Below are 12,987 nucleotides of genomic sequence, written 5' to 3'. Positions count from 1 at the left end.
GGAAACTGACGTGAAAGAAATAAGCAAGTATCAACAATTAAGACAAAGGTTAATCGAAAATAGCAATCCAGAAATAGCTAGTCAAATGGAAAGCTATTTGAGAAATAAGTTTAAGTTTTTTGGTTTGAAGTCTCCAGAACGTAGAGAGAGTTATCATGACCTTATTAAGTTAGAAAAAGCAAATAAAAAAATTGATTGGGATTTTTTAGATCAAGCATGGGTAGATGAACATCGTGAGGCTCAATACTTTGTTTGTGATTATCTAATTGCATTGGAAAAATATCTCACGTTTGAAGACATTGACCATATTTTTAATTATGTAAAGTCTAAACAATGGTGGGATACAATTGATAGTTTAATTAAACCAATTGGAAAAATAGGATTAAGGGATGACCGAGTAAACGATTTAATGTTGGCTTGGTCACAGGATGATGACTTTTGGATCAGAAGAGTAGCGATCGAGCATCAGCTTTTGCGAAAGGATAAAATGAACATTGAATTACTAAATACGATTTTAGAAAATAATTTAGGCAGTTCAGAATTCTTTATTAATAAGGCAATTGGTTGGGCGTTACGCGATTATTCTAAAACTAACCCAGACTGGGTAAAAGATTTTATTAGCAAGCATCATGCTGAGATGGCATCTCTTTCGATTAAAGAGGGAAGTAAGTATTTATCATGAAGTCTAGAGGTAATTTAAGCAAGCTTATTACTTTTTTTGTTTTGTGTGGCTTTTTAATTTTAGCTGTTAAGCAGGGAAATATAATAGAGAATTTGATTTTTGGTGTTTTGATACTTATTTTTATTGCAGTAAAGTTTATTTTTAATAAGAAATAATTGAACTACCAAAAAGTCTGTTATACTAATGCTTTTTACTCATATAATTAGTCAATTTTTCATACAATATATCTATAGGGATACTAGAAATAGGGGATGAATAAATTGGCTTTTATTGAATTAAGAAACTGTTCAAAGAAGTATGGCACGGGCGCAACTACCGTTTGGGCAAATAAAGATCTTAGCTTTGATATTGAGCAGGGTGAATTGGTAATTATTTTAGGATCATCTGGTGCCGGCAAGTCTACTTTATTGAATATTTTAGGCGGTATGGAGAATGTTACTAAGGGAGAAGTTATTGTTAATGGAAATAACATTGCAAACTATTCTGCCAAGGAATTAACCAAATATCGGAGAAACAAAATTGGTTTTGTTTTTCAGTTTTATAACTTAATACCTAATTTAACCGCTAAAGAAAATGTAGAACTGGCAAATGAGTTAGTAGCTAATCCGCTTGATGCAGAAGTTGCCCTCAAAGAAGTGGGGCTTGAAAATAGGATCAATAACTTCCCATCCCAACTCTCTGGTGGAGAGCAGCAACGAGTTGCGATTGCACGTGCAATTGCTAAGAATCCAGCTTTACTGTTATGTGATGAACCAACAGGAGCTTTAGACTATCAGACTGGTAAAAAAGTCCTTAAGATTCTACAAGATCGTAGTTTAAAGAAAAATTCAACAGTTATCATTGTGACGCATAATGCAGCTTTAGCTCCAATAGCTGACAAGGTTATCAGGATCCAAGATGGAAAAATAAAGCAAATTGAAAATAACGCTCATCCGCAAGATATTGAAAAAATTGAATGGTAGGTGAGTGACATGAGTAAAAAAGTTTTATGGAAAGATGCTGTAAATTCACTCACTAATTCTTGGGGACGCTTTATTGGGATTATGTTACTAATGGCAGTTAGTGCTTTTGCCTTTATTGGCTTAAAGATGGCCGGTCCTGATATGAGATATACCGTCCAAAGGTATTATCGAAATATAAATTTAGCAGATTTAACAGTCAGTTCAAATTATGGTCTTGATAACAGAGATCTTCAGACGCTTAGGAATCACGCTAAAAATGCAACATTAGATTTAGGATATTTGCAGGATACAACCGTTAATAATTCCAAGATCAGCCTGCGTGTTTTATCAGAAACTAAAAGTGTTTCCACTAATAAAATAGTTAGTGGAAAGTTGCCAAACAAGAATAGCCAAATTGCGATTAGTTATTTACTTAAAGATAAATATCGTTTAGGGGAATGGATTAAGTTAGATAATCATAATAATTTGAAAACTAATCGTTTTAAGATTGTTGGTTTTATTCGACCAAGCGAATATACGGATAAAAGCAATATTGGTCAAACTACTGTCGGGACTGGTCAGCTTTCAGGGATTGCAGCAGTAAAAAAGAGTGCTTTTAGTTCTTCAAATTATAGTATTGCTCGAATTCGCTTTTATCAGACAAAAAATTTAGACCCATATTCTAGTGCTTATCAAAGGATCATTGATGATAAAAAGAAAAAGCTCACTAAAGCCCTAGATAAAAATGGTAAAACCAAGAAAACAGAACTTGATAAAAATTTAGTATTAGCTCAAAAGCAGATTAATCAAGCTAAGCAGCAAGTCCAATTAGCTGAAGGCAATGGCTTAAACGTAACTGAGCAAAAAGCTCAATTGGAAAGACAGGAAAGTAAATTAAGTAAGCAAAAGTGGCAAATTAAGCAATTGGGTAATATTTCTTATTATGTTAATGATCGTAAAAATGATCCTGGTTATGATACTTACCAGTCAAATTCAGAAAAAATTGAATTAATTACTGACATTTTCCCAGTTTTTCTATTTGCAGTGGCAGCTTTAGTCAGTTTTTCAACTATGACACGCTTCATTGATGAAGAAAGACAAAATATTGGTGTTTTAAGAGCTTTAGGATATAGCAAGTCTGATACTAGTCTAAAATTCATTGTTTATAGCTTAACAGCTGCTTTAACAGGCGTCTTAATTGGTGCAATTGGAGGCTACTGGCTATTACCGCAGATAATATTTAATTCTTATACTGCTAATCTGACACTGACGAATTTTCAGACTTTATTTTCATGGAAGTATCTATTCTTAACTATCTTCATTGCAGTTTTATGTACGACAGGAGCTGCTTTAATTCAACTATTTTTTGTTTTAAGAGCAAAAACAAGTGAATTATTGTTACCAAAACCGCCGAAGAATGGCTCGCGAATTTTCTTAGAAAGAATCAAACCACTTTGGCAACGTTTAAGTTTTAACTATAAAGTTACGTTAAGGAATATTTTTCGTTATAAAGTAAAAATGATCATGACAATTCTGGGGATTGCAGGATGCACTGGTTTATTGATGATGGGATTCGGCATTCGTGATTCTTTAGCTGGTATTGGTCAAAAGCAATATGGTGAGCTGATTAAATATGATCTAATTGCGGTCGATAAAAAGGATTTGTCTGGAAATCAGAGCAGAAAATTAGAACAAAAACTTAATTCAAAGCAAGTAAATAAGTATTTGCCAGTACATTTTGAAAATATTACTAAAAAGATCGACGGGACAAATCAAGATATTTCAATAATTGTGCCAAAAGAAGATAAAAATATTAACAACTACATTAATCTAAGAAATAGACAGTCAGGTCAAAAAATCAACTTGAATAATCATGGCGTGGTTATTTCTGAAAAGCTGGCTAATCTCTTGAATTTAAAGCCTGGCGATAAGTTAACTTTAAATACTAATAATGGTAAAAAAGTTAAATTGCCAATTAGTCGGATTTGTGAAATGTATATGGGACATTATGTCTTGATGAATTCGGATATCTATGAGAGATATTTTGATCAGAAAATGAATACCAATGCCCAGTTAATTGAATTAAAGTCAGGCGTTAAAACTGATGATTTTGCTAATTCATTGATGAAAACTGAAGCGGTTAATGCAATTAATTTAAATACTAGCAATAAGCAAATAATTGATAGTCTAATTCAAAGTATGGATAAGGTAATGTTCTTATTAATTGGCTTAGCAGCACTTTTAGCAATTGTTGTAATTTTTACCTTAACTACGACAAATCTAGAAGAGCGAATGAGAGAAATTTCTACTTTGAAAGTTTTAGGTTTCTATAATAAAGAAGCTAGTCTATATATTTATCGTGAGACGATTATTCTTTCAATCTTTGGTATTCTATTTGGCTTTTTAATTGGAAATTGGCTTCATAGTTTTATTATTGACAATTTGGCTCCGATGAATGCGATGTTTAGACCTGGAATTTTGATGAGTAACTATCTTTTTTCAGCAATAATTCCAATGTTGATCACAGCGATTATGGCAATTTTTGTAAATCGTGATATTAAGGAAGTTAATATGCTTGAAGCTTTGAAGTCAGTAGATTAAAAAAGAACCGTGTGCATGTTGAAGATGCATACGGTTCTTTTGTGGTTTAGAATTAGAAAATGAATAATATCGATGACAACTTGAAGGTGTTAAATATGGAAAATCTAGATAACGAAAGATCACTTTATATTGAAGCTATTACTCAAGAAGTCAGCAAGATTTTGGCGAAAGAAGAATAAATTCCATTAGAAAATGCAGAATACAATTTTATCCATTCAAGAACATACAATTATTTGGCATACTCTAATGATTCTTTTATCGAAGATGGACCAGAAGATTTTGTTGATTTATATCATAACGAACAAAAATATCATCGTTTAGTTTCTACTACTCAATTATTGGTGGAACAAGAAAATAAAAATTAGCTTAATATCTTTAATAATGATATCATTTACCTAATTAAAGAAATGAGGTAAGGAATTATGAGAAGATACTTCAGCGTTCGTGGGGGCGCAGGTGACTTAACTAAGCCTGATGTTAATACTAGACCGCAAGATAATTTATACTTAGCAGTTAACTCTGAATGGCTTTCAAAAGCAAAAATTCCAGCCGACAGAACTTCAACTGGAATTAATTTGATTTTAGACATGCGAATTGAAGACAAGCTTATGAAGGATTTTGAAGATTTTGCCAATGGTAAGAAGCCGCTTCCTGATGTAGCAAACTTTGAAAAGGCAATTAACTACTACAAATTGGCAGCTGATTTTGATAAGAGAAATAAGGATCAAGCAGAACCAATTAAGAAAGACTTAAGCAGACTAACTTCTTTGAAAAATTTTGAAGAATTTAATCAAGAAGCGGCTCAATTAATATCAAGTGGCTATGAACTACCGTTTGATATCTATGTATCTGAGGATATGAAGGATACAGATCATAATGCCTTATATGCAACTGGACCACAGCTTTTCTTGCCAGATACTACCGCTTATCAAGTTCCGGATGCTAAAAAGTTACTTTCTGTCTTAGAGAAGCAAACTGTAAAATTGCTTACTATGGCTGGAATAAGTGAAGAACAAGCTAGAACTTGGGCTAAGAGTGGAATTGAATTTGATAAAAAACTTTCTAAGATTTTAAAGTCAACAGAAGAATGGGCTGATGAAGTGGCAATGTATAATCCAGCTAGTTTGTCTGACTTTGAAGCAAAATTTGATCAGTTCGATATCAATTCATTCTTAAAGCAACTTTTGCCTGAAATGCCTGAAAAGGTAATTGTAGCAGAACCACGTTACTTTAACCATATTAATGATTTCTTGAGTGAGAGCGAATTCGAAGAATTTAAGAACTGGATGATTATTAAATTTATCAATAAAAGTGCAACCTACTTATCTCAAGATTTTAGAGAAGCTGCCTTTCCATTCAGACAAGCAGTTTATGGTGTCCCAGAATTACCATCTCAAGATAAGCATGCATATCGGCTAGCTAATGAGGCTTTTGATGAAGTGATTGGCATTTACTATGGTAAGACCTATCTCGGAGACAAAGCCAAGGCTGACGTAATTAGTATGATTAAAAAGATGCTTAAGGTTTATGAACAAAGAATTCAAGAAAATACCTGGCTTTCAGAGCCTACTAAAAAACAAGCTATTATCAAATTAAAGGCTTTAAAGTTAAAGGTTGGCTATCCTGAAAAGAATAGAGCTCTTTTTGATAATTTAGTTGTAGATCCAAACAAGACTTTATACGAAAACCATGTTTTGATTAATCAAGAAAGAATTAAAGATATTCTTCAAAGATTAAATAAAAAGCCTGATAAAAGTATTTGGGAAATGCCGGGTAACTTGAACAACGCTTGCTACGATCCTTATAAGAATGACTTAACCTTCCCAGCAGGAATCTTGCAGGCTCCATTTTATGATGCAAAACAATCTCGTGCTGCTAACTATGGCGGAATTGGTGCAACAATTGGTCATGAAGTTTCTCATGCTTTTGACAATAACGGTGCCCAATTTGATGAAAAGGGCAACATGAAAAATTGGTGGACTAAGGAAGACTTTGCAGAATTTAACAAGCGTACCAAGGCAGTTGCTGATATTTTCGATGGCTTACAATATGGTCCAGTTAAGTTAAATGGTAAGCAAGTAGTTTCTGAAAATATTGCTGACTTAAGTGGACTTTCTTGTGCAATTGCAGCTAATAAGACAGAGGGCGGAGAGATGAAAGATCTCTTTGAAACTTATGCTAAGAGCTGGATGCAAAAACAACGTCCGGAATCAATTAAGGCTGAAGTACAATCTGATGTACATGCACCGCAGCCAACCAGAGTTAATATTCCAGCCCAAAACCAAGAAGAATTCTATGAGGCATACAATGTAACTCCAGAAGATGGTATGTGGCTTGATCCAGAAAATAGAATAACTATTTGGTAATGAGAAACCTAATGAAAAGAGCGATGAATTGATTCACCGCTCTTTTTGATATTATTTTTAATTAAAAAATGTTTGATAAATAGTTCGAATAACTTCTTCGGCATCGCCTCTTCTAGTTCCAATCATGATTGAAATCTGTGATGCGCCTTGATTAATCATTTGAATTGAAATGTTCTTTTGACCTAAGGGATAGAGAATACTTGCACACAGGCTTAGCTTGTCGCGCATTCCTTCACCAACAACCATAGTAATTGCGTAATCATCGATCCACTGCATTTGATCTGGATTAAGCGAAACTTGAATTTCATTACAAATTTGATCAATTAGTTCCGCATTAAGATCTTCTTTTTTGAAAATAATTGTAATATCGTCAATTCCAGAAGGCATATGTTCATAAGCAACTTTATGTTGATCAAGAATTTGTAAGATCTTTAATGTAAAACCAGCCCCCTTATTTAACAAGTACTTGTGTAAATAGAGGGCAGCAAAGTTTTTACCGCCCGCAATACCAGTGATTGTATGTTGAGCTTTAAAGTTGGTCTCTGGCACGATCATTGTTCCTGGTCTTTCGGGATGCTGGGTATTTTTTACATTAACTGGAATCTGTGCTTGAATAGCAGGAATTAAAGCTTCATCATGAAAGACAGAAAACCCAGCATAAGAAAGTTCCCGCATTTCACGGTAGGTCATTTTGCTAATTGGCTCGGGATGAGAAACAATAGCAGGATTAGCTGAAAAAATGGCATCTACATCAGTAAAATTCTCATATAATTCTGCATTAAAACCGCGTGCTAAAATAGCGCCGGTAATGTCTGAGCCACCACGTGAAAAAGTGGCAATATTTCCAGAAGGTGAAATTCCATAGAATCCAGGAAAGATAATTTTTTCAGTGGGGTCGAGTTCAAGATTGCGGAGATTAACATAAGTTTCAGGGTTGACAGAAGCATCATTTGGACTGCCGGTTACAACTAAACCAGCTTGTCTTGGTGTTAGAAGTCGCACCTTAAATCCTTGTTTTTTCATAATCATTGTTAAGAGTTTAGCATTTAAAAATTCGCCGTGAGCTTTAAATGCTGCCATCAAATAATCACGATTAGGAAAAGTATGAGTAGGAAGATCATTAATTAAAGCTTTGATCTCGTTAAGTCCCTGCATACTCAAGTCAAAATATTCTCCAATTTCAGCATAACGAGCATAAATTTGGGCTTGAATTTTTTCACAGTTTTGTTTACGAAGGGTAAGATTTGCATACTTAATTAAAAGATCAGTAACCTTGGTATCTGTCTTATTTCTTTTTCCCGGAGCGGAAACAACTACGACTTGGCGTTTATTATCGTTATTTAAAATATTAATTACTTGAGCAATTTTTGCGCCTGAAGCTACGGAGCTGCCACCGAATTTAGCTACTTTCATACGGATTAGTTATCCTTCCTCGAAAAATTCTAGTTGACTTATATTATGCATCATTATAACCTACAAATAAAAGAAATGAGGACATATTATGAAAAAAGAATTTACGGTTGCTATCTTAGGTGCAACTGGCTTAGTGGGACAGCGAATGATCAAACAACTTGAGCAATCCACTATTCCAGTTAAAAAAGTTAAATTTTTAGCTTCTAAAAGATCTGCTGGCAAGAAGCTAAAATTTCGTGATCAAGAAGTAGAAGTTGAAGAAACTAAACCAGAATCATTTTCCGGTGTTGACATAGTTTTATCTTCTGCTGGTGGTGCAGTTTCTAAAAAGTTTTTGCCTGAGGCTGTTAAGAGAGGCAGTGTCTGCATTGATAATACTAGTGCATTTAGGATGGATCCTGATGTTCCATTAGTTGTTCCTGAAGTTAATGGCGAGGAAATTAAAAATCATCATGGTATTATTGCTAATCCAAATTGTTCTACAATTCAAATGGTAATGGCCTTAAAGCCAATGATGGATAAATTTGGTTTGAAGCGAGTAATTGTATCAACTTATCAAGCAGCTTCTGGTGCTGGTCATGCAGCTTTAGAAGAGTTGTTCAAAGAAGCTAAAGATTATATGGCAGGTAAAAATATTAGAGATGAAGCTGAAGTTTTGCCAACTGCAGGAGATAAAAAGCATTATCCTTTAGCATTTAACTTATTGCCACAAATTGATGTTTTTGAAGACGATGGCTATAGTCATGAAGAATGGAAGATGATTCACGAAACTAAGAAGATTCTCTTAAACGATATGAATGCAGCTGATATTAAAGTGACAGCTACTTGTGTTCGTGTTCCAGTTGAAATTGCTCATGGCGAAAGTGTTTATTTTGAATTGGCAGATAAAAATGCTACTGTATCTGATCTAGAGAAGGTTTTAAAAGACTTCCCAGGAGTTCAAGTACAGAATGATTTTAGAAAACAAGAATATCCTCAACCATTAAATGCAGTTGGATCTAACGATACTTTTGTTGGTCGAATTAGGCCAGATTTAGAAACACCCGGAGCCTTTAATATGTGGGTTGTAGCTGATAATTTATTAAAAGGCGCAGCTGGAAATACTGTTCAAATTGCTGAAAAACTAGTTGCTAATGATTGGTTATAAAAAAGGAATGAGTTTTTAACTCATTCCTTTTTTAGATATCCAAAATATTAAGTAAAGTATTTTCCATTTCACCGGCTTTAATTATTTGCTCTTGATAATTACCAGTTTGAATTAGATTATGTACATTCCCGCTTAAGTCTTCTTGTAGAAAACTATTCAGTTCTTTAATGGCTGGAACGCCTTTTTCTTTTACTTCTTTTCCAGTAAGAGCATGAAAGACTGTTTCAGGGAATTTATATGGGCTAGCAGTTGAAACTATCACCGTTGACGTTTGATCAAGGCTTGTTTCTTGATATTTCTTGGTTACAAAAGAAGCGACAGCTGTATGAGGATCAAGCGTATACTGGTCTGCTATAAAAATACGGTTAATTTCATCTTCAACTTCGTCTTCCGTAACAAAACCAGCAGCAAATAATTGATCTAATTTTTCCTTAACAATAGGGCTAACCGTGTATTTTCCTTTAGTATTTAGTTCATTCATTAAGTGAGCTAACTCATTAGAATCTTCACCGTAGAGGTCAAATAGAAGGCGCTCTAAATTACTTGAAACTAAGATATCCATGGCAGGAGAGTTAGTTAAATAAAACTTACGTTGACGATCATAAGTACCAGTTTTAAAGAAATCAGTCAAAACATTGTTTTGATCAGAAGCACAAATAAGTTTATGAATTGGTAAGCCCAATTTTTTAGCATAGTAGCCGGCAAGAATATCGCCAAAGTTCCCAGTTGGCACCGAAAAGTTAATTTTTTGTCCGGTTGTAATTTCACCATTTTTAACTAGTTGAACATAACTATAAAAATAATAGACAATTTGTGGAACTAAACGGCCAATATTCATTGAATTAGCGGAAGAAAATTGCAATTTGTTCAGTTTTAATTTTTCAACTAAAGCTTGATTATTAAAAATTTTCTTCACGTTAGTTTGCGCATCATCAAAGTTACCTTTAATGGCAATCGCAGTTAAGTTATCGCCTTTAAGTCCCAGCATTTGTCTTAGTTGTACAGGACTTACACCGCCGTACGGGTAGAAGACAATAACATGAGTATGTTCTTGACCTTTAAAGCCACTCATTGCTGCACCACCAGTATCTCCTGAAGTAGCAGTTAGAATAATGATGTCAGAATCATTTTGCTTAATTTTGATAGCTGTATGCATTAAGCGTGGAAGTATTTGTAAGGCGATGTCTTTAAAGGCAAGCGTTGGACCATGAAAGAGTTCCAGATAATAATTGTTTGCATGTTTAGCAATTTTGACAATTTCTTTGTCATCCCATTGATTACCATAAGCTTCATCTACAATTTGAGAAAGTTGGTCATCTGAAAAATCATCAAAAAAGGTTGCTAAAACTTTTTTAGTCATTTCTTGATAGGACATATTTTTAAATTGTTCTAAGTCAAAAATTGGCTTAGGAAAAGTAGTTGGAACAAAAAGTCCACCTTCTGGTGATAATCCTTGGATAATAGCTGCGGGAGCATCTAATTGATAATTTAAGTTAGCACGTGTACTGCGATATTGCATAAATTACTCCTTCTTAAAACATGTTTGTTCTTATCATTGTAACCTGTTTAGTGACTATGATACAATCAAAAATAAAAAAATTATTAAAGAGGCCCTTAAAATGAAAACCATTGAAGTTGCAATGCTCGGACTAGGCACGGTTGGCTCTGGTGTAATTGATATTTTAAAACATAGTAAAGAAAAAATAAGACAAATTACTAATACAGAATTTAAGACATCTAAAATATTGGTAAGAAATATTGATAAATATCGTAGTTTATACCCAGATCTAAATCTAACTACAAATTTTGAGCAAATTAGTCAAGATCAGGATATTAAAGTAGTCATTGAAGTGATGGGCGGTCTTCACCCGGCTAAAGAGTATGTATCAGAGCTTTTAAAGCAGGGGCGTACTGTAATTACTGCTAATAAGGATTTAGTTGCAAGTTTTGGCCCCGAATTGATGTCAATTGCTAAAGAGCATCAAGGCAGCTTGTTCTACGAAGCAAGCGTTGCTGGTGGAATTCCAATTTTAAGAATCTTAAATCAAAACTATGTTGGAGATCAGATTAAGCAGATTTCTGGTATTGTTAATGGCACCAGTAACTATATCTTGACCCAGATGGCAGATAATAACTGGTCATACGAGCAAGCTTTGAGTGAAGCACAAAAGTTAGGTTTTGCAGAAGCTGATCCAACTAATGATGTTAGTGGTAAGGATGCGGCATATAAGTTAATTATTCTTGGTCGACTAGCCTTTGGCATTAATTTAAAGCTTGATCAAATTAAAATGATGGGTATTACAGAAATAGATAAAAAAGAACTAGCAGTAATTAAAAAATTTGGCTATACACTGAAGCTTATTGCCAAACTTGAAACTCAAAATAGTACTTATTATCCAGTTGTAATGCCCATGCTAGTTTCTGAGAATAGTATGCTGGGCCAGACTAAGAATGAATTTAATGGTATCGAAATAGAAAGCTATGCGATTGGAAAGTCATTTTATTATGGTCCAGGTGCTGGCAAACTTCCAACTGCTAATAGTGTTATCAATGATTTAGTAGCTGTAGCTAAAAAAGAAGCTCCTTTTAAAACTGATTGGAACTCTGTTTCAGTGAGTGTTAAGGATATTTTTACTAGACAATATTGGTTTAAAGTTGATAGTTCTCAAAACAAAGTAGTAGCCAATTTAATGGATAGATATCAAATTGAAGAGGCTGATTTTTTGAATGATGACCAATATGGCTACTATTTAACAGGTAATGTAACCGCTGATCAAAAAGCTAAATTCTTTAGCTCTTTGAAAGAAAAAAATATTAAAGTTTATAGTTTGTATGAAGTTTATTAAGGATAGAAAATGAAAATTTTTGTACCTGCAACGTCAGCAAATATGGGGCCTGGATTTGATTGTCTGGGAACTGCCGTCTCAATGTTTTTAGAGCTTGATGTACTGGAAGCAAGTGATAAATGGTTTGTTGAACACGATATGAATGAAATAAGTCATGATGAAAATAATTTAATTGTTAAAACCGCTTTAGAACTTGCTCCTAGAGTAACGCCGCATCATCTATCAGTTAAGAGTCAAATTCCCCTAAGTCGTGGTTTAGGAAGTAGTTCAACTGCGATTGTAGCTGGAATTGAATTAGCAAATCAACTAGCTAATCTTAATTTAAGCGAGCAAGATAAGTGTAGAATTGCTGCTAAGATTGAAGGACATCCAGATAATGTAATGCCTGCTATCTTAGGCGGAATGGTAGTTGCAAGTAAGATAGAGGATCAATATTATTTTCAAGAGTTACCGTTGATTCCATTTGACTTTGTTGCTTATATTCCTAGCTATGAATTAGACACGAAAGCTTCAAGAAATGCTTTACCTGAAAAGCTAGCTTTTAAGAATGCGACACATGCAAGTAGCATTTTAGGGACTTTAACAGCTAGCTTAGCTTTGCAAGATTATGAAACAGCTAAGAAAATGATTGAAGCAGATGAATTTCACGAACCATATCGGCAAAAATTAGTTCCTGAATTAGTGAAAATTAGAGAAATTGTTCATCAGCATGAAGCTTTTGCTACTTATTTGAGTGGTGCTGGTTCTACTGTGATGACAATTATTGAACATAGTAGGACTGAAAAATTTATTGAAAGTCTAAGAGAGGTTGGCTTAGATGATAGAATTGAGCAACTAAAGGCCAGTTCTCAAGGCGTATTTGTAGAAGAATAGATTAAATAAAAGACTAGAACTAACGCAATTGTGTTAGTTCAGTATCAAACTATGTAGATCGGATATGGTTTTAGGTCATATCCGTTTTTGTGTGCGTAGATAAAAATTTAGTCTATAA

10 protein-coding genes are annotated in these 12,987 nt (G+C 33.9%); 8 read left to right on the top strand and 2 right to left on the bottom strand.

Features of this window, described 5'->3' with window-relative positions; genetic code table 11:
* Positions 1-10: 10 nt before the first annotated feature.
* From AB5359_RS03165 to AB5359_RS03145, 5 genes are all read left to right on the top strand, one after another.
* Complete coding sequence (locus AB5359_RS03165; protein ID WP_048686894.1) at positions 11-682, top strand: DNA alkylation repair protein; 672 nt, start codon at positions 11-13, stop codon at positions 680-682.
* 260 nt (positions 683-942) lie between these two features.
* The gene (locus AB5359_RS03160; RefSeq protein ID WP_048686896.1) at positions 943-1,644 is read left to right on the top strand and encodes an ABC transporter ATP-binding protein; all 702 of its coding nucleotides are present in this window, start codon (positions 943-945) and stop codon (positions 1,642-1,644) included.
* A 9-nt stretch (positions 1,645-1,653) separates the two neighbouring features.
* Positions 1,654-4,224 carry an ABC transporter permease gene (locus AB5359_RS03155; protein WP_077410360.1) on the top strand — a complete coding sequence of 857 codons (2,571 nt, stop codon included), beginning with the start codon at positions 1,654-1,656 and terminating at the stop codon, positions 4,222-4,224.
* A 233-nt stretch (positions 4,225-4,457) separates the two neighbouring features.
* On the top strand, positions 4,458-4,589 hold the full coding sequence (locus tag AB5359_RS03150) for a hypothetical protein (RefSeq protein WP_256322890.1): 132 nt from the start codon (positions 4,458-4,460) through the stop codon (positions 4,587-4,589).
* A gap of 57 nt (positions 4,590-4,646) precedes the next feature.
* The gene (locus AB5359_RS03145; protein ID WP_368280073.1) at positions 4,647-6,590 is read left to right on the top strand and encodes a M13 family metallopeptidase; all 1,944 of its coding nucleotides are present in this window, start codon (positions 4,647-4,649) and stop codon (positions 6,588-6,590) included.
* Between the two features lie 57 nt (positions 6,591-6,647).
* Here the strand turns inward: AB5359_RS03145 and AB5359_RS03140 are convergent, their stop codons facing one another.
* The gene (locus AB5359_RS03140; RefSeq protein WP_048686898.1) at positions 6,648-8,003 is read right to left on the bottom strand and encodes an aspartate kinase; all 1,356 of its coding nucleotides are present in this window, start codon (positions 8,001-8,003) and stop codon (positions 6,648-6,650) included.
* A gap of 88 nt (positions 8,004-8,091) precedes the next feature.
* Between AB5359_RS03140 and AB5359_RS03135 the strand changes: the two genes are divergently transcribed.
* Positions 8,092-9,150, top strand: coding sequence for an aspartate-semialdehyde dehydrogenase (locus AB5359_RS03135; RefSeq protein WP_020807893.1), 1,059 nt, complete (start codon positions 8,092-8,094; stop codon positions 9,148-9,150).
* A gap of 31 nt (positions 9,151-9,181) precedes the next feature.
* Here AB5359_RS03135 and thrC read toward each other — a convergent pair whose 3' ends face one another.
* On the bottom strand, positions 9,182-10,669 hold the full coding sequence (gene thrC, locus AB5359_RS03130; protein WP_048686900.1) for a threonine synthase: 1,488 nt from the start codon (positions 10,667-10,669) through the stop codon (positions 9,182-9,184).
* Positions 10,670-10,769: 100 nt separating this feature from the next.
* Between thrC and AB5359_RS03125 the strand changes: the two genes are divergently transcribed.
* Positions 10,770-11,996 carry a homoserine dehydrogenase gene (locus AB5359_RS03125; RefSeq protein WP_048686902.1) on the top strand — a complete coding sequence of 409 codons (1,227 nt, stop codon included), beginning with the start codon at positions 10,770-10,772 and terminating at the stop codon, positions 11,994-11,996.
* Positions 11,997-12,005: 9 nt separating this feature from the next.
* Positions 12,006-12,869, top strand: a complete 864-nt coding sequence (thrB, locus tag AB5359_RS03120; RefSeq protein WP_048686904.1) for a homoserine kinase — start codon at positions 12,006-12,008, stop codon at positions 12,867-12,869.
* The last annotated feature ends 118 nt before the right edge of the window (positions 12,870-12,987 follow it).

This window comes from Lactobacillus sp. RTP31084st1_F9_RTP31084_210423, from assembly GCF_040919545.1.
GTDB lineage: Bacteria > Bacillota > Bacilli > Lactobacillales > Lactobacillaceae > Lactobacillus > Lactobacillus paragasseri.
This window is presented reverse-complemented; position numbering and strand designations above follow the sequence as displayed.